The organism is uncultured Campylobacter sp., assembly GCF_938030145.1.
GTDB lineage: Bacteria > Campylobacterota > Campylobacteria > Campylobacterales > Campylobacteraceae > Campylobacter_B.
Genome location: NZ_CALHGM010000037.1, coordinates 1 through 15,800 on the forward strand (window position 1 = coordinate 1; position 15,800 = coordinate 15,800).

Genomic DNA, 15,800 nt, shown 5'->3' on the forward strand with positions numbered 1-15,800 from the left:
GATATAATCGCAAGCGCTAGTGGGCATACTAGGATCGCAACCCTCGGGCGTATCGGATGAAAAAAGCAAATTTAAAATCACAAATATATACAGCACAAAAAGCACACACGCAACGCTCACGACCAAGGTGGTAATTTTTAAAATTTTTATAAAAGTTTTCATGTCCAAATTTTACTTCGTTGCACCTAAAAAGCATAAATTTTGCTTTAAATTTGAAATCCTCCGCGCATTATCTGTACGCTTCGGCTATTGCTTCGCTAAGGCTTTTTAGCAGTTCGTCCGCGGCTTCCGCTTTATCGTGCGCGCCGCGATTTTTGCTGTTTGAAGCGCCGGATCCCGTTCCGCTGGCGCAATCTTGCACGAAATACCACCAAAAATACCCGCCTACGTAGTTTTTCACGTAGCGCGGCATCGTATAATACCGCTTCATCATCGCCTTTTTGTTCGCTTGCGTAGCGTCCGCCGCCGTGTTTCCGCACTCGCCGATGCCAAGCTTTGAAGCGGAAAAGGCGCTTTGCAGATAGGTAAAGATTTCGCTCCAATCAGGCGTAAAGCCCTCGTTGTCGTCCTCGTAGTAACTTACGAAAAGATAATCCAGCCCATCTTTCATATCTTGCGGCACGAATTTTCGCAGCCACTCGCGCATCTGCGTTTTCTGTGCTCCGCTCGGCGTATAATAGGCAGTAAGCGCCGTCTTAGCGCCTTTCTTGTGGATGAACTCGAATGCCGCGATCATCTTAGCGGCGATGAAATTCGCATCGCCCCCGAGCCAGCCCTCGCCGTTTATTTCGTTGCCGATCTCCCAGATCGTGACGTAAGGCGCAAGTGCGGCGAAAGCGTCCGAGAACCTCTTTTCGTAGCTTTTCACGCTTTTGTACGAGCTCATCTCGTAGGAGTCCACGGGACAAGCCATCACGTACGAAACCTCGCTAAGCCGCCTAAAAAGAGGCTCGTACTCGCGCGGGCTAATTTCTTTTGACATCACGACGCGTACGGTCGGCTTTGCGGGTAGGGCTTGCAGGGCGCGCACGATGCTCTGTAGTTTCGCGCCCGAGGCGTCTTGCGCGTCCTCGTACCAGCCGTCGTCGATCGTAACGCCCCAGATGAAGTCGGATTTAGAATTTTGCTTTGAAATTTTATTTGGATTTTCGCCGTAAAGCGCACCGAAAAACAGCGCCCCGCAAAATAGCGCGAGAAATATGTGTTTGAAATAGACCACGGCTTGCTCCTTGATTTTAAATTTTTAAAAATTTAGCTCTTTGCTGGTCTTTCCACAACCGATCAAGCAATCAAAATTTATCTTTTGCCTCTAAGATCATAAGAATAATACGAACGAGAAAAACCCTCTACGCTGAATATAGCAAAAGCGTTAAGCGCAAGAGCCGCTAAGCTGAGCAGCACCGTAGCAGGCAGCGAAAAACGCGCCAAAAACGCATTTGCAATAGCTGCAAGTACAAGCGCGATAAAGCAATATGAAAATATCGCAACTCCACTAGTATCGGCAAGCTCCTGATAAAATCTATAAAAAAATAGAAACGATGCGATGAATCCCAATGCAAGTAGTATTTGAGCGATGATGCCGCCCGCTAAAAATATAAATAACAATACGCCTATAAATATCGCCGCAAAGGCAATGGCTACGTTACGCAAAAGGCTGCGGCTTACGGTAAGTTTAGAGATATTATAAATGCTAAAGATAAAAAGCACGAATGCCGCTGCGCTTAGTAGCACTCCCAATCCGCCGTAAATTCCTAATAGCAATAGCACCAGTTCGGCTATAGCTTTTAAGGCGCAGGCCGCGATGAAGGTGTATTTGATGAGTGCTACTTCTTTTTCTTGCGGGTTTGAGGGTTGCTGGTCTTGAGTGTGCAGGTAGTCGTTTAAATCCATATTCGCTCCTTGAAATTTATGCAAAAGTATATCTAAAAAACGAATAGGTAAAGATAAATTTCAAAATTTAGTGGCTCGCGGGCGGATGTGTCGTATAAAGCAGGCGCCACACAAAGGCGGGTAAATTTAAGAGGTAAATTTTAAAATTTAGATCGGAATTTCGGCGCTGACGCGGCAGGTAAAATTTTAAGCAGGTTGTAAATTTAATAAAGATTTGAGATAAATTTCGCGCAGATCTGCAAATTTAAAATCCGCAAATCCGCGCAAACTGCTACAAGCGGGACTCGTAGCGACGTAGCGTGTAAAGACGTTTAAGCATCTTTTTGCGAGCTGAAATTTTTTGCTTTTTGCGGACTTCCGTCATCGGCTCAAAAAATCGTCTCGCGCGAACCTCGGTAACGACTAGGTTACGATCGGTTTGCTTCTTAAAGCGTCTGTAAGCTTCGTCAAATGATTCGTTCGGATATACCTTTACTCCAGGCACTTTCCTCACCGCCTTTCAAAAAAATAAGTCGTGAGTTTAGCGAAAAATTCCTTAAATTTGCTTTTGAAGCGCTTTTTTATACTTCCACACGCTTTTGTTATTGCGAGTATCTATCATCGAAAGCTCTAAAAGTAGGCTTTCGCTTGCTTGCGCAGTAGAATTTTTAGCTGCAGAATTTAAGCTTTTTACTTTTTTAGATCCTGCCTTACCATCGTTTGCCGCAGCGGGGCTTTGCGGTAAAATTTTGCCTACCAAGATGTAATCTGGCGCGTAGATCGAGCCGCTTTCTACGGCGTGATAGCCACGGCTTACGCCATCGTTGCTAAATACGAGTTCATCTTTACTTGGGGCGTCTGTGACGACTGCTTTGCCTGAATGCAGCAGTGAAATTCTAATTTTTTTGCTCAAAAATTCTGCATCTACGCCGTGCGCGTTCGTCCCGTCCAGTGGTTCGATGCCGACGACACTAAATCTACCGCCTTTCTTGCCGACAATACGCTTTGAGAGTAGATCGGCGATGCTTTCGCCTGCGATACGCTCCAGATACGCGTTTGGATACCCAGCGTGGTCGATGCCTCCGGTAAGCGCCGAATTATCCGTGTTTTTAGAGCCTTTGAGCGCAGCGCAGCCCGCTAAAAAGGCACACAGCAAGATCACGAAAAAACTTATTTTAAAATTTTTCATAGCATTTCCAAATTTTATAAAATAAACTCCGCGATTATAGCGAGATTTGGTTAAATTTCGTTTTTTCTAGGCAGAATTTGTAATGAATATTCCGCTCGTTCCTTTAATTTTGAGTTAAAGATTCCTTGATATACTTTCTGCCAATTTATTCAGAAAATTCTCGGGGTGCTTATGAAAAAAATCATTAAAAGAGACGGAAGTTTTCAAGAATTTCAATCCTACAAAATAAAAGATGCTATCAAAAAAGCCTACAAAAGCGCGGGTAGCGAGTTTGACGAAAAAGTCTTTGATAATGTAATGAGCGCGATCGTTTTTAAAGATAAATTAAGCGTCGAAGATATTCAAGATCTCATAGAAAAAAAACTCTTCGAAGCGGGCGATTTCGACGTTCTAAAGAGCTTTATGATCTACCGCCACACACACAAGATGCAGCGTGAGCATATTTTGGGGCTTGAGGAGGATACGACCTATATCAACTGCACTCAGACGGTCAATGAATACATCAGCAAGCAGGATTGGCGAATTTTAGCAAATTCCAATACCAGCTACTCAAACGCAGGCCTCATCAACAACACCGCCGGCAAGGTCATCGCAAACTACTGGCTCGATAAAATTTACTCTCGCGAGGAGGGTGCGGCGCACCGAAACGGCGACTATCATATTCACGATCTGGACTGCCTTACGGCGTATTGCGCGGGCTGGAGCTTACGCGTGCTTCTAAACGAGGGTTTTAACGGCGTGCGCGGCAGAGTCGAGAGCAAGGCGCCGAAGCATTTCCGCGAAGCACTGTATCAGATGGCAAATTTCCTTGGAATTTTACAGAGCGAATGGGCGGGCGCACAGGCGTTTAGCAGCTTTGATACGTATCTGGCGCCATACGTTTTCCGCGATAAATTAAGCGACGATGAGGTTAAAAAGGCGATCACGAGCTTCGTGTTTAACCTAAACGTTCCAGCGCGTTGGGGTCAGAGCCCATTTACCAACGTCACCATCGATATGACCTGCCCGGATGATCTAAAAACGCAGATCCCTACGCACAACAATGAGCATCTATTTAAAAATTTACACGACGAGGAGCTTTTGGCAGAGGCTAAAAAGCGCGGTAAGGACTCGCTCGAGGCTTTGACTTACGGCGATTTCGAGCCTGAGATGAACCGCATAGTGATCGCGTTTTACGAGGTTTTAACGACGGGCGATAAGTGCGGTCAGCCTTTTACTTTCCCGATTCCTACGGTAAATTTAACGGAGGAGTTTGATTGGGATACGCCTGCGGCCGATGCGGTTTTTGAAAACACCGCCAAGGTAGGCTCGAGCTATTTTCAAAATTTCATCGGCTCGCAATACATCACGAACGAAAAGGGCGAGCGCGTACCCAATCCAAAAGCGTATAAGCCAGGCGCCGTGCGCTCGATGTGCTGCCGCTTGCAGCTTGATCTGCGCGAGCTTCTTAAGCGCGGCGGAGGGCTTTTCGGAAGCGCGGAGATGACGGGAAGCATCGGCGTCGTAACGATAAATTTAGCCCGCCTAGGCTATCTGTATAAAAATAACGAAGAGGCACTGTATGCGAGGCTGGATGAGCTTTTGGAGCTTGCCAAATCGACGCTTGAAAAGAAGCGAAAATTCGTTACCGAGATGTTTGAGCGCGGTTTGTATCCATATACGAAGCGCTATCTGCCGGGCTTTAACAACCATTTCAGCACCATCGGTATCAACGGCGCAAACGAGATGATACGAAATTTTAGTGGAAATAAAGAGGATATTACGACGGAATTTGGGCGTAAATTTGCCCTTAAAATGGTTGAGTATCTGCGCGAGAAGATCCGCTCGTTTCAGGAGCAGACTGGCAATCTATACAATCTCGAAGCTACGCCTGCCGAGGGAACTACGTATCGCTTCGCCAAAGAGGATAAGAAACGCTACTCAGATATCATCCAAGCGGGATTTGATAAAAATATATACTACACCAATTCGACGCAGCTTCCGGCAAATTTCGGAAGTGATCCGTTCGAGGCGCTGGCGATGCAGGACGAGCTGCAAAGCTCCTATACGGGCGGCACGGTGCTGCATCTGTATATGAAGGAGCGCATCAGCTCGGCTCAGGCGTGTAAGCAGCTCGTAAAAAGCGTAGTGCAAAACTACAAGCTTCCTTACATCACGATCACGCCGATTTTCAGCGTCTGCCATAAGCACGGCTACATCAGCGGCGAGCATGAATACTGCCCGAAATGCGACGAGGAGCTGCTCGCGCAATACAATGCCGAGCCGAGCAAGGGCGCTTAAATCAACTCATCTCAAAAGAAAGGATCAGGTATGGAGTTTCCAAAAGAACTAGAGGCAAAACGTACAAAATGCGTCGTTTACACAAGAGTTATGGGGTATTTGCGCCCGGTGGAGAGCTTTAATATCGGAAAGAAGGGTGAGCACAAAGAGCGCGTCTTTTTTGAAGAGAAAAAAGACAAAAAGCAGATCGCCTAGTCGCCGCTACCGGCCAAATGCAACAAACGCATACGAAGCCGCCGCAAGCCTTAAACCTGCGTAACGCGCAGATTTACGAGATCACGCCGTTTACGATGCTTGATTTTCCTGATCACATCGCCGCGATCGCGTGGTTTTGCGGCTGCAATATGCGCTGCATCTACTGCTACAACCCACAAATCGTTACTTCACGGGGTAAAATTTCAAACGAAGAGTTTCTGCGCTTTTTGGATGCGCGCGCTGGCAAGCTTCAGGGCATCGTATTTAGCGGCGGCGAATGCATCTGCGCGAGCGATTTTATCCCGTTGGCGCACGAAGTTAAGCGGCGCGGCTTTTTGCTCAAGGTTGACACCAACGGCTCGAATCCGCAAAAGATCGAAGAGGCGCTAAGCCTAGGGCTGATCGATTATATCGCGCTTGATTTTAAGGCGCCGCGACAGGATTTTGAGCTCATCACGAAATCAAACTTATATGATAAATTTCTGCAAACTCTTAGGCTTTTGCTGCGGCAAAATTTTAGATTTGAGGTGCGTACGACCGTGCATGCCGATTTTTTAAACGAGGCAAAGATCGAGCAGATGGCGCAAATTCTATACAGCGAGGGCTACCGTGGCGTCTATTATCTGCAAAACTTTCTACCCACCGGCGATAATTTCGGTAATTTAAACGCGCCGCTTGCAAGCTTTGATCCGAGCAAAATCCGTACCGATCTAAAGATCGAACTTCGAAATTTTGATTAAATTTGCGCTTCCACGAGCATCTTGCTGCGATAAACGCGATGAAATTTTATTTAGCGCGCCGCGCATTGTCCGGCGTATATTGAGCTGCGATAAAATTTCGCCCCGCCGAAGAGCTTTAAAATTTACCTTGCCGCCGCTTGCTATGTTTAAATTTCGCTCCGTCTGCGGCGTAAAATTTTATTTTATCAAGCGCTTAAAATTTTATACCGCGCAGATTTAGCTCCCCGTAAAATTTCACGCCGTGCAAGTAGGCCGCTTCAAAACAAAAGGTAAATTTAGCTTGCTTTGGCTAAAATACGCCGAAATTTTTAAAAAGGCAAAAAATGGATAGGAAAAAAATCTACAACCCCTTCTCCGACGAGACGCTTACCGATCGCAAGATCTTCGGCGGCAATCCGCAGGGCATTTTAAATTTTACCAAGGCGAAATATCAATGGGCGCTGAAACTTTGGGATCTGATGGAGGCCAACACCTGGTTTCCCAAAGAGGTCGATACCACCGACGACGTGCGCGATTATAACTTCAATCTCACAAGCGCCGAGAAGCGGATGTACGATCTCGTGTGGAGCCAGCTGATATCGATGGATAGCTTTCAGACCAACAATCTTGCCGATAATATCAACCCCTACATCACGGCACCGGAGATCAACGCCGTGCTCGCTCGCCAAGCCTACGAGGAGGCCAACCACAGCAAATCTTACGCCGTCATGGTCGAGGCGATCTGTGAAAACACCGATCTCATTTACGAGATGGAGAAGCACGACGATATGCTCCGCAGGAAAAACGACTACATCTCAAGTGTCTATGAGGAGCTTGCGGGCAAGGTTAGCGACGATAAGCTGCTGCTAGCGATGGTGGCGAATCAAATTTTAGAGGGTATCTACTTCTACAGCGGCTTTACGTCGATCTATGCGCTTGCTCGCGCGGGCAAGATGCTAGGCAGCGCACAGATGATCCGCTTTATACAGCGCGACGAGATCACGCATCTTCTGCTCTTTCAAAACATGATAAATTCCGTCCGCAAGGAGCGCGCCGATCTGTTTAGCAAGCGCAACGTGGATAAAATTTACGAGATGTTCGAGACGGCGGGAAACTTAGAGATCGATTGGGGCAAATACATAACGGATAATCAAATCATGGGCTTTACGGATGACATCATCGAAGAATACATCCACTACCTGGTCGATCAGCGCCTGCTCGCCATCGGACTTGAGAAGCGATACGGCGCGAAGCATCCGATAAAATGGGTCGATGATTTTTCTAAATTTAACGATCAGAAGAGCAACTTTTTCGAGAGCAAGGTCACGAACTACAGCAAAGGAAGTTTGAGTTTCGATGATTTTTAGCGGATTTTGCGGTTTGAAATTTTTCTCCGCCTCATCGCGTCACCGGCGCTTGGATGGTATTTTTAAAAATTTTATCGGCCCTGAATTTAATCAGAGCAAAAGCTTTCGCGGCTTTAAATTTAACGCCTGGCCGGGCGGGAGCGCGTTATGGTCTCGCTAGAGCGGCTTCGCTGCGAAAAGATGGCGAACGACATCGCCGAACAGGTTAGCTTAAATCCGGCACTTTTTGAGGCGTTTTGCAGCGTCGCTAGAAGCGAGTTCGCCCCGCTGGGCGCGCACGCTTTCAGCCTCAACGCACAGCCCATTTTGGCCAGCCAGTGGATCAGCTCGCCGCTGACGGTCGCGCGCATGACGATGGCGCTAAGCGTGGATCCGAAGGTCGAGAAAATTTTAGAGATCGGCTGCGGCAGCGGCTATCAAGCGGCGATTTTAAGCAGGATGGTTCACCGCGTCTTTGCCGTCGAGCGCGTCGAGCGGCTGGTGGGCGAGGCGAAAAGGCACTTTGCAAATCTTGGGATTTCAAACATCAGCCTGCGCCACGATGATGGCAACGCCGGGTGGAAAAATTTTGCCCCTTTTGATAGGATCTTGCTCTCCGCGTGCGCCGAGCGGATCGACGAGCGGCTGTTTGCGCAGCTGGCAATCGGCGGGATTTTGGTCGCTCCGATGAATAGAGGCGGCTCGCAAAAGATCGTTAGATTTAATAAAATTTCGCCGAGCGAGATCAAAGAAGAGGAGCTCGGCGCTTGCGAATTCGTCCCGCTGGTGCAGGGTCGCGGATAGATCTAGCGCGCAGTAAATTTTAAAATTTCCTATCGCCGCGGGCGCGTAAATTTAATAAAATTTTGCTTTCGCGCTTCGCCGAGAAATCAGAGTTTTATTAATTATTTATTTAAATTCAAGTACAATACGCAATTTTAATCTTTCAAGGATGAGTCATGCAAGATTTTAGCAAGGAAAAGATAGAGTCGCTGGTCGCCAGCTGGAAAAATCACAACAAAAACCAATTTTGGCTTAAAAAACAAACCGCGATCTCAAAGTATTTAGGCGAGATAAAGCGCTGCTTGGCGAGCTTTGATGAGACCGAGAGCGAGTTTTTGCAAACTCTGTATATAAATCTCAGCGACGGCAATCTTAGAAGCTGCAAAATTTTATCTTTAGGCGAGAAGTTCGCGCACGCCGAGTATTTCTTTATGGATCAGTTTTTTGATTCCAATATCAGCGCGTTTTATTATGATTTCGCTTTCAAAGACCGTATCGTCGGCAAAAAGGAGTTGTTTCCTAAAAATGCCGTAAAAAGCGTAGATAGCGTGCTTAGCGGCGAGGATAAAAACATCGTCTCGCTTTATGTTTTTATCGAAAATATCGTCAAAAATTTCAATAGCTATTCGCAGGAGCGCACCGCTCGCGATATTTTTAAACAAAAGCTAGTCAATTTCTACGATGAGCTTTACAGGCTTCTTACGGCGGTGGATAGCGCTTTGGCGATCGATTTTTTCGACGTCGCGCTGCATAATCAGCCCTTCGTGCTGATGGAATTTTTAAAATCCGCGATAAATGCCGATAATTTCTATCTGATCGATAGCTACCTAAGCGACGACGGGATGTTAAATTTGGGGCTTGCCGAGGGCGGCGATTTCGCGCAAATTTCGCGCGAGAAGCTCTATCTGCTAGCCAGCATATTTGCGCAGTGCAACGATGAGTTTCCGACGCTCGTTTATCGCGATGAAACCGCGCAAATTTTATCCTTGCTCTACGACGAAAAGGTTGAAATTTTTGAAGAATTTTACGAAGTAAGCTCGCGATTTATCGCGGAATTTACCCCGTATCCGCAGGACGTCGTGGGCGCGGCTAGGATCGTGTATTCGTCGCTGTTTTTCGAATACGTCAAAAACTACAAAAGCGAAGAGGTCGCTAAAAATACGATCTTTTACGGCGCGATCGGTACCGGCAAGACCCGCAGGCTGCGATCTTTGATCACCGAAAAGAAGCTTGCGACAAAAAATTTCCGCTACGTTTGCCTGCACGAAGGCTTTGAATACCGCGATTTCATCGACGGATTTTACAGTGAAAGCTTCATTAGCGGCGAGTTTAAGGCGCTGTGCAAAGAGGCGCTAAACGATCCGAAGGGCGAGTATTATTTTTTGATCGACAATGTAAGTGCCGCGAGCTTGGATAAAATTTTAGGCGAGGCTGCGGTGCTTTTAGATCGTCGCTACGACGAGAATGATGAGCTTTCACTGATCCGCACGAAAAATTCCCACGTAATCGACGGCTTTGAAGAGGGCGAAAAAGCGCGCGCCAGCGTCGTTTTAAAGGATGGCCGCTCATATTTTGCGGTGCCTAAAAATTTATACGTCCTATGCACTCTAAGTGAGCACAAATGCGTTTCGCCGTCGATTGCAAAGGCGTTTAGATGGATCAGATGCGAGTGCGATTACGGCGCGCTTGAGGATTATTTAAGAGATCGCGAGATCGTAAACGCAAGCGCGGTCGTTGCGGTTTGCAAGGCGCTGAATAAGTTTATCGCCGATGAGGCAAGCGGCCTCGGCGCGATCGGACACGGCGTATTTATGGGGCTAGCTCGCTATCAAAACAACGCTCAGATCATGCAGGAGGGGCTAAACGGCTTTTTTGCCGAGGTGCTGGAGCCGATCTTTAGGTGCGCGGCAAGGAGCGAAGATGCCGCTGCGAGCCTTAGCGAGCGCATTGCAGAAGCTAAGGGTGTGTTTAAATTTTAATATTTTCGTTTGAGTAGATTTTTAAGTAAATTTTGCAATAACGGAATTTTATATGGAGTAAAAACAACGGCTGATAATATTGTAAATAATCATAAATATGATGCAGAATATATTAGCTATATTAGAAATGGTAATTCCGCCGCAGTTCTTATTACTAGAGATTTGGTGAAAAGCGTAAACACAATTGGTAAGTGGATTGATATCATTGAGAGCAATATTCGCGGCAGAATCGACGGAAGAATCAATTTTAACTATTTCATTGTTGAAATTTTTCCTAGAAAAACTAAGCCGGATTATTCCAAGGCAGCGTCAGAGTATGATAAAAAATATATTACCTGGCAAACGGCTTGCAAAGATATAAAAAATGCGAGAAACGTCCGTTACAAAGGCCCCCGATATAAGATATGGTGCAGTTTGTATAATGACAGGAAGAAAAAAGTAGTACGGAAATATTATAATAAAAAGTTCGGTAGGTGGATGCCAGATGGATGGCTACCTACCGATTCATGTGTTTTAAAAGATAAAATAGAATTTATTGATAACTGGAAATATAAGATCAAATCCATAAGAGAATTATAAAACAACTTAAACGTAACTTCGCTAGTTTTGAATTAAGACTCGAATAATAAATTTAGCCCAAAAGCCCTGCGCCTTTTACTTTCTGCGAGCGATCCGCTGCGTAGATCCTCTTCCCGCCTACTACTTTGCCGCCCTCGATTTTGCCGCCCTTTACGTCGTATTTCCAGATCGGCGCGGCCGCCTTGAAATCCTCCACAAACTCGTTTATTAGCGCCAGAGCGACCTTACGCTGCGGACTTACGACGCCTGCTACGTAAGAGCTTTCGTGGATCGGCACATCGCCGTTTGAATGTGCAAAAAGCACGAATGCGCCCTGTGTCGCGGCCTTTTGCTGCCACGCTTCGAACCAAGTCCGCAAAATCGGCTCGTATATATCGAAGCTAAGCGCGCAGATGCCGCCCTCTTCGCGCACGATGCCTACAAAAGTAATGAACGCGCCGCAATTTGCGTCTTTAAATTTAGCGTACCAGCGCGATAAAATCGCATCTACGTCCAAGCCGCCCTCATAAATTTCGGGCTTAGTCCCGCTTAAAATTTCTTGGTTAAATTTAGCCTCACTCATCGCCGCCTCCTAGGCTTAGCCGCCGCAAACGGGAGGCAAAAGGCTCACGCGATCGCCGGATTTGAGCGCAAAATTCGCATCATAAACCATCTTATCATTTACCGCTACGGCGCAGTTTGCGAGCCACTCGCGCAAGCCTTCGTCCTTTTGCAGCTCCGCTTTTACCTCTTGCAAGGAGCTTGCGTTTAGGCGCAGTGGCTCGCGCCCGATCGGCCCTAGAAATTCTACCTCTACCATTTTTGTCCTTATTTTAAAGATTGGGCGATTTTAACCAAAAATTCATAAAATTTTATATAATTGCGTAAAAATTTAATGAGGGAAAATGATGAAAATCGATGAAATTTCGACCCCCGCTTACGTGTGCGAGGAGCAAAAACTGGTAAAAAATTTAGAAATTTTACGCGGTGTAGGCGAGCGAAGCGGCGCAAAAATTCTATGCGCGCTAAAAGGCTTTGCGTTTAGCTTCGCGATGCCTTACGTTGGCAAATACCTCTGGGGCGCAACTTGCAGCGGCCTGCACGAGGCGAAATTTGCCGCGGAATTTATCAAAAACGGCGAGATTCACACATACTCGCCAGCATTCAAAGAGGATGATTTGGACGAAATTTTAAAAATTTCAAATCACGTCGTATTCAATAGCGCCGCGCAGTGGCAAAAATACCGCACAAAAGCGCTTGCTACGGGCGCATCGTGCGGCTTACGGCTAAATCCGCAGACCTCCTTCGCGCCCAAAGACGCTTACAATCCGTGCGGCAGCTTTAGCAGGCTCGGGATGAGCCTTGAGGCGCTGCAGCGGGCGATCTTGCAAGACGGCGAGTTTTTGCGCGGCATCTCGGGGCTACATTTTCACGCACTGTGCGAAGAGAGTGCTCAGAGCCTAGAGCGGGTGCTTGAGGTTTTCGAGGCGAAATTCGGCAAGTATTTTGACGGCCTAAAATGGCTAAATTTCGGCGGCGGGCATCATATCACGCGCGCAGGCTACGACGTGGAGCTACTGATAGATCTGATCAAAAAATTTCGCGAAAAATACGAAGTCGAAATTTATCTCGAGCCGGGCGAGGCGGTCGGTTGGGAGTGCGGATATTTGGTCGCTAGCGTGCTTGACATAGTAGAAAATGGCGCTAAAATCGCTATCTTAGACGCTTCCGCTGAAGCTCATATGCCCGATACCGTGCTGATGCCGTATCGTCCTGCGGTGCGCGGCGAGAGCGAGAGCGGTAAATTTAGCTATCGTTTCGGCGGGAATACCTGCCTCGCAGGCGACGTCGTGGGGATTGAGAGCGGACGGCCCGAGTATAAATTTGACGCGCCGCTAAATATCGGCGATCGGGTGATTTTCGAGGATCAGATCCATTATACGATCGTGAAAAATACGACCTTTAACGGCATCAAGCTGCCCGATCTTGTTTTGGCGGACGAGCGCGGAGAGGTTTTAATGATCAAAAAATTCGGCTACGACGAGTATGCGCGGCGAAACTAGCGCCGCACTTAATGCAAAAATGTAATTTTGCTTTGTAAGAAAATTTTTTGCAAAAAATGATATAATCGGCTTGAATTTTATATCTAAGGAAATCCATGAAAAGATTGTTTCTCGCGCTTTTTGCCTGTATTTATGCGCAGGCCGAAGAGAAAAAATATGCCGATATCGTGCAGGGAAATAGTGATGTTTGGGGCAATGCAAGGCTTGAAAACATCGATAGCTACGGCAATGGCTTCGGTCCGATTTTTCTGCAATTTCAAGGACATCTGCAAAGCTCGGGTTTTTTTGCTTGGTTGGCGCTGGGCGCGGTTTTAGGCGTAATCATAGCTTTTATTGGGCACTACGCGATCATAGGGCCGAAGCACTTCGATCATCACGCGGGCAAGCCGATCTATGCATTTAATAAATTTGAGCGACTATACCATCTTGTAGCGGCCGTCGCATGGGCGATCTTGGTTCCGACAGGCTTGATTATGATGTTTGGCGAGGAATTCGGCGGCGGCGCTTTCGTGAGATTTTGTAAAAACGCTCACGGACTGGCTACGATAGCGTTTGCAATCTCCGTTGTGCCGATGTTCTTGCTGTGGTTTTGGCGTATGCTACCGCGAGCTTACGATATCAAATGGATGATGATCGTGGGCGGCTATTTAAGCAAAAAGAAGCGCGCGATCCCTGCGGGTAAATTTAACGCAGGCCAAAAGGCGTGGTTTTGGGTTGCTACTTTAGGCGGCATAGTGATGATAGCGACGGGTGCGTCAATGTTTTTCTTAGACTACGATATACCCGCAATGAGAAGTGCGCTAGGTATGAGTCAGATCGAAATTTTAAGAGCGAGCGCGATTATTCATAATTTTTTGGGTGCGGTCTGCGCGGTATTTTTGCTTGTGCATATCTATATGGCGGTCTTTGCGATCAGCGGTGCCATTCACTCGATGATCGACGGACACAAGCCGGAGGAGGAAGTTTACGTCCTTCACCACTACTGGTATCGCGAGCTGCTTGATAAAGGGCAGATTGCTAAATCGCAATTTGAAGCGAAGTACCCGCGCTTATAACTTGGGTAAATTTTATGCGGGTCTGCTTGCGTGCGGCTCGCATTAGCTTTGAGGTTCAAAGAATTTTATTTTTAAGGATTACATATGCAACTAGATTGTCGCAATTTAAATTGCCCGGAACCGCTTTTGCGCACTAAAAAAGTCCTCGGCGAGCTAAAAATCGGAGAGACTTTAGAAATTTTAGTAAACGACGTAGCGCCGCGCGAAAACATAAAACGCTTTTTGTCTAAAAACGGCTTTGAGGCGCAAATTTCACAAGCGGGCGCCGACACGCTTATAAAAACCGTAAAAACGGACGAGCTGAAAGATGCAAATATCGACGATATTTATTGTGACGTCACGGCGCCAAAAAGAGGCAAGGTGATATTTCTAAACGAGGAGCAGTGCGGAAGTGGCCCGATCGGAAAGAGTCTGCTTGCTAAATTTTTAGGCGCGGCGCTAAGCCTAGACGAAAAGCCAGTGAAGGTGATCTGCGTAAACAACGCCGTGCATATAACCACGAATCGCGGCCACGAATGCTTTGAGGCGATCAAAAAGCTAAACGAAGCGGGGGCTGAAATTTTAAGCTGCGGAAGCTGTCTGGAGAGCTATAAACTAGTCGATAAGCTCGCGATCGGCGAGATTTCAAACGCATACGAAATCATGGACGTCCTATCGAAATACGAAGTAATCAAGCTATGATCTACAGAGATTTTAACCTCACGAAATTTATTGCAGCCGCCGGTTGAGCCGCCAAGCTTGACCCGGCGGGTCTAACCGAAAATCTTGGAAATTTAATCGAGCCCAATGCAAGCCTGCTTTCGTCCACCTGCAGCAACGAAGATGCGAGCGTATTTCGTATAAGCGACGATCTTGCGCTCGTGCAGACACTCGATTTTATCACCCCTTTGGTGGACGATCCGTTTATTTTCGGACAGATCGCGGCGGCAAACTCCCTAAGTGACGTATTTGCGATGGGCGGCGAAGTGATAAATGCCCTAAACATCGTGGGTTTTGACGATTGTCATTTCTCAAACGAAATTCTGCGCGAAATTCTGCGCGGCGGCAAAGACAAGATCAAAGAGTGCGGAGGAGCCTTGGTAGGCGGTCACACCATCTCTACTCCCGAAATTTATTACGGACTTAGCGTTACGGGGCGCGTGAATCCGCGTAAATTTTGGAGCAATAATACAGCTCGCGAAGGCGACCTGCTGATACTAACAAAACCCCTCGGTACGGGCATCATTGCTACGGCTATTAAGGCGAAATTTCTTAAATTTGAAGAATTTCGTGATGCGATAGAGAGCATGATTTTGCTAAATTTTTATGCCGTGGGCGCGCTAGGAGGTCTAAAAATACATGCTGCGACCGACGTGACGGGCTTTGGACTACTTGGACACGCGCTTGAAATGATAAACGAGAACGTGAGCTTTAAAATTTATCCTAGCAAAATTCCGCTTCTAAAAAACGCCCTCAGATGCCTTAATGAGGGGCTGATTCCTGCAGGGAGCTATAAAAATTTTAAATTTATCGCACCGGGCGTCGATTCCGAGCCGGACATAACGCTTTGCGACGCACAAACCAGCGGCGGACTTCTGCTTGCCGTAGCGGAAAAGGACGCGGCGAAAGCGCTTTCAAATTTAAAAAACGCAGGCTACGCTAGCAGCGCTATCATCGGCGAAGTAATAGCACGCGCCGAACATAAAATTTATTTAGTTTAAAATCTTTTCTATTCAGCCCCCTTTAAGCATCGCTCTTGTATAATCACAATTCTGTTTCGCACCG

15 protein-coding genes and 1 pseudogene are annotated in these 15,800 nt (G+C 47.0%); 10 read left to right on the forward strand and 6 right to left on the reverse strand.

Going from position 1 to position 15,800, the window contains the following annotated elements:
- Window positions 1-229 precede the first annotated feature (229 nt).
- The 4 genes from Q0323_RS08060 to Q0323_RS08075 form a co-directional block, all read right to left on the reverse strand.
- Window positions 230-1,219: a hypothetical protein gene (locus Q0323_RS08060; RefSeq protein WP_298053372.1), complete on the reverse strand. Its 990-nt coding sequence runs from the start codon at window positions 1,217-1,219 to the stop codon at window positions 230-232.
- Between the two features lie 77 nt (window positions 1,220-1,296).
- Window positions 1,297-1,890, reverse strand: coding sequence for a hypothetical protein (locus Q0323_RS08065; protein ID WP_297989434.1), 594 nt, complete (start codon window positions 1,888-1,890; stop codon window positions 1,297-1,299).
- Between the two features lie 271 nt (window positions 1,891-2,161).
- Complete coding sequence (rpsU, locus tag Q0323_RS08070; protein ID WP_005869392.1) at window positions 2,162-2,374, reverse strand: 30S ribosomal protein S21; 213 nt, start codon at window positions 2,372-2,374, stop codon at window positions 2,162-2,164.
- Window positions 2,375-2,425: 51 nt separating this feature from the next.
- Window positions 2,426-3,058, reverse strand: a complete 633-nt coding sequence (locus Q0323_RS08075) for a hypothetical protein (RefSeq protein WP_298053373.1) — start codon at window positions 3,056-3,058, stop codon at window positions 2,426-2,428.
- Window positions 3,059-3,229: 171 nt separating this feature from the next.
- Here Q0323_RS08075 and Q0323_RS08080 point away from each other — a divergent pair.
- The 6 genes and pseudogenes from Q0323_RS08080 to Q0323_RS08105 all read left to right on the forward strand — a co-directional run bounded on the left by Q0323_RS08080 (window position 3,230) and on the right by Q0323_RS08105 (window position 10,939).
- Window positions 3,230-5,533, forward strand: a pseudogene (locus Q0323_RS08080) (ribonucleoside triphosphate reductase).
- A 17-nt stretch (window positions 5,534-5,550) separates the two neighbouring features.
- Complete coding sequence (locus Q0323_RS08085) at window positions 5,551-6,273, forward strand: anaerobic ribonucleoside-triphosphate reductase activating protein (RefSeq protein WP_298053375.1); 723 nt, start codon at window positions 5,551-5,553, stop codon at window positions 6,271-6,273.
- Between the two features lie 323 nt (window positions 6,274-6,596).
- Window positions 6,597-7,619, forward strand: coding sequence for a ribonucleotide-diphosphate reductase subunit beta (locus tag Q0323_RS08090; protein WP_298053377.1), 1,023 nt, complete (start codon window positions 6,597-6,599; stop codon window positions 7,617-7,619).
- Window positions 7,620-7,766: 147 nt separating this feature from the next.
- Window positions 7,767-8,402 (forward strand): protein-L-isoaspartate(D-aspartate) O-methyltransferase, encoded by a 636-nt coding sequence (locus Q0323_RS08095; protein WP_297917640.1) that lies wholly within the window; start codon window positions 7,767-7,769, stop codon window positions 8,400-8,402.
- A gap of 155 nt (window positions 8,403-8,557) precedes the next feature.
- Window positions 8,558-10,360, forward strand: coding sequence for a hypothetical protein (locus Q0323_RS08100; protein WP_298053378.1), 1,803 nt, complete (start codon window positions 8,558-8,560; stop codon window positions 10,358-10,360).
- A gap of 9 nt (window positions 10,361-10,369) precedes the next feature.
- Complete coding sequence (locus tag Q0323_RS08105) at window positions 10,370-10,939, forward strand: hypothetical protein (RefSeq protein ID WP_298053380.1); 570 nt, start codon at window positions 10,370-10,372, stop codon at window positions 10,937-10,939.
- Window positions 10,940-10,991: 52 nt separating this feature from the next.
- Here Q0323_RS08105 and Q0323_RS08110 read toward each other — a convergent pair whose 3' ends face one another.
- On the reverse strand, window positions 10,992-11,501 hold the full coding sequence (locus Q0323_RS08110; RefSeq protein ID WP_298053382.1) for a molybdenum cofactor biosynthesis protein MoaE: 510 nt from the start codon (window positions 11,499-11,501) through the stop codon (window positions 10,992-10,994).
- 15 nt (window positions 11,502-11,516) lie between these two features.
- Window positions 11,517-11,738 (reverse strand): MoaD/ThiS family protein, encoded by a 222-nt coding sequence (locus Q0323_RS08115; RefSeq protein WP_298053384.1) that lies wholly within the window; start codon window positions 11,736-11,738, stop codon window positions 11,517-11,519.
- A gap of 85 nt (window positions 11,739-11,823) precedes the next feature.
- Between Q0323_RS08115 and nspC the strand changes: the two genes are divergently transcribed.
- From nspC to selD, 4 genes are all read left to right on the forward strand, one after another.
- A complete protein-coding gene (gene nspC, locus Q0323_RS08120) occupies window positions 11,824-12,981 on the forward strand; it encodes a carboxynorspermidine decarboxylase (RefSeq protein ID WP_298053387.1) in 1,158 nt (385 codons plus the stop codon).
- A 95-nt stretch (window positions 12,982-13,076) separates the two neighbouring features.
- The gene (locus Q0323_RS08125; RefSeq protein WP_297882979.1) at window positions 13,077-14,036 is read left to right on the forward strand and encodes a formate dehydrogenase subunit gamma; all 960 of its coding nucleotides are present in this window, start codon (window positions 13,077-13,079) and stop codon (window positions 14,034-14,036) included.
- Window positions 14,037-14,120: 84 nt separating this feature from the next.
- Window positions 14,121-14,717: a sulfurtransferase-like selenium metabolism protein YedF gene (gene yedF / locus Q0323_RS08130; RefSeq protein WP_298053390.1), complete on the forward strand. Its 597-nt coding sequence runs from the start codon at window positions 14,121-14,123 to the stop codon at window positions 14,715-14,717.
- Window positions 14,714-15,736, forward strand: a complete 1,023-nt coding sequence (gene selD, locus Q0323_RS08135) for a selenide, water dikinase SelD (RefSeq protein ID WP_298053392.1) — start codon at window positions 14,714-14,716, stop codon at window positions 15,734-15,736. Before yedF ends, selD begins: the two co-directional genes overlap by 4 nt.
- Window positions 15,737-15,800: the final 64 nt, after the last annotated feature.